Origin of the sequence: Sulfurospirillum sp. SCADC, assembly GCF_000743525.1 — a bacterium.
Taxonomy (GTDB): Bacteria; Campylobacterota; Campylobacteria; order Campylobacterales; family Sulfurospirillaceae; genus Sulfurospirillum.
Window position 1 is genome coordinate 1 of sequence record NZ_JQGK01000036.1, and the last position, 2,142, is coordinate 2,142.

General features: G+C 45.1%; 2 protein-coding genes. Both read right to left on the bottom strand.

Features of this window, described 5'->3' with window-relative positions; translation table 11 throughout:
* Positions 1 to 243: 243 nt before the first annotated feature.
* Entirely contained in the window at positions 244 to 657 is a 414-nt protein-coding gene (locus JU57_RS13525; RefSeq protein ID WP_051906932.1) for a hypothetical protein, read from the bottom strand.
* 11 nt (positions 658 to 668) lie between these two features.
* Complete coding sequence (locus JU57_RS13530) at positions 669 to 1,943, bottom strand: sulfite oxidase (RefSeq protein ID WP_294877509.1); 1,275 nt, start codon at positions 1,941 to 1,943, stop codon at positions 669 to 671.
* Between the last annotated feature and the right edge of the window lie 199 nt (positions 1,944 to 2,142).

Consider the following 2,142-nt stretch of genomic DNA (forward strand, 5'->3'; position numbering starts at 1 on the left):
CAAAGAGTGTATCTACACCCTTTTGTCCATTGTGTCTCTAAAAGACTTCGCACATCAAGACTGATACCCTGTTTTTGCAGAAGTTCTTTTTGACGAACATTTCCGCTACAGCCTGTTTTTTCGTAGAAAATAACTTTTGAAGCTGAAAAAGAGATCACATCTGCTCCTTTTTGAAACCATTCATGCAAAAAATATACCACAACTCTCCTACGTAAAAGGTAGGAGGGTTGATAGTATGACGCACTACTCTTTCCACTGCACTTTCAAAGGCGCCCTACGATACACTGGACTTTGCCCATAATGCGTCGCAAGGTAACTCAGGATCAAAGGCTCATCCGTACCCAAATCCCACAATCCTTGATTTTTCTGCATGTAGCGGATCGCATCTTTCCAATACTTTTCATTGCCACGATTTTGCGTAACCAGTGTTGCACTGTGACACGCTACGGTACAGTTAGCTTTGACGATCTCAAATCCTTCTGCGATGACCAGTCCACTCTCTTTATCGACCGCCAATGTTTTGCTCCCTTTGGCATCCGGTTTACTTACTTTCGCAGGCTCAGACGTTGCAGAAACACGTGGTGATTCTTCTTTAGGCGCACAGCCTAAAACCAAAAGCCCGATGAAAATCAGCAGGCTTGGTGTGAATTTTCCCATCCGAACTCCTTTTAGACGATCTTAACAGCGATGCGGTGCGTTGCATTGTTGAGATAACCTTTAGGATTCCAACCAGGAATGACCATTGGTTGAGAAACACCTTTTTTATCAACCGCGCGCGCCCAAAGCTCGTAGTAACCTTTGGAAGGAAATTTGAGATTGGCACTGAAACGTTGCCATGCAAATTTATTGAGCGGCTTTTTGAGGTTTGCTTTGATCCATGTAGCGCCAAAGTCAATGGAAACAAGCACTTCTTTCACATCGCCGATACCACTCCACGCGTTACCTCGAATTTCGACTTTATCGCCAAAATTAAACTTCGCACCCGTTGCAGGATACGTGATAAGCGATTTGATCGGCATCTCTTCGATGACACACATATTGCTATTAGGCACATCACTGGCTGGCTCCACGGGTGAGCAAGGGTTGCGGTAGTCATCGACCATTTTAGGGCCATCATGGACTTTATTGCGCACCACGATGCGGTTCAGCCACTTCCCACTCACAGAGGCTGGGTATCCAGGGATGACAAGACGCAGAGGATAGCCATTTTGCACTGGCAAAGCCGCACCATTCATCTCCCAAACGATCAAAGCATCCTCTTCCAAAGCTTTTTTGATAGGTACACCTCTAGATATAGGCACTTTGGTTGCATCACCACTCAAATGCGGATCAGCGCCATAATACCCGATGTAAACGGCATCATTTTTGAGCCCAACATGCGCTAGCACATCTTTAAGGCGCACACCCGTCCATGAAGGGCACCCAACCCCTCCAAGTGTCCATTGATTGCCTTTCGCCGGTGGGTTAAACTCAGACCTTCCATTGCCACCGCATTCGATGAGCAAGTTACGTGTGTAGTTTTTGAACTGACTCTTAAGCTCCGCTATCGTAAACGTAACAGTACGCCTAGTTGACTCACTCTCTCTCGCAGCAGAAGTAGGAGTCGCCTCAGAGCCAATAGTCAGTGTCCATGTGGAAGCATCGATGTTGGTAGGAACCAACCCGTTGTTACGAATGAACATCAAATTACTGGGTGTTACTTCACTGTCCAAAAGATGCGGCGGTGTCTCTGCCACAACGGGTTTGTCACCTAGAACAACCAACTCCAAACTCTTGCCAGGGATGTTCAAATCCGTCATCGTGGGTGCAGCCATTGCGACGGGAACCAAACCTCCAGAAAGGTTACGAACAAAAGGGATTTCACTCCCAACAGCGCTCATGAGGGCAAGTATGCCACTCTTCTTAAAAAAACCACGTCGATCAAGGGATGCGTTTTGACTCATATGTTTCTCCTTGTTGTCAACAAAATGGGATACTTAATCATTATAGTTTAGTATAAACAAAACAAATATTCTTTTAGGAAGTCAGCTCAAGAATTTAAGATATTTTTTGGGTATCCTCAAAACGTCACAATCGGACATGCAAATACCTTAATAAACAATTTAAACAAAATAAACTATAATAACCCAAACTGCTAGTTGC

Coding starts and splice junctions, on each gene's coding strand:
- JU57_RS13525 (WP_051906932.1), bottom strand. CDS start 657: ATGGGAAAATTCACACCAAGCCTGCTGATTTTCATCGGGCTTTTGGTT.
- JU57_RS13530 (WP_294877509.1), bottom strand. CDS start 1,943: ATGAGTCAAAACGCATCCCTTGATCGACGTGGTTTTTTTAAGAAGAGT.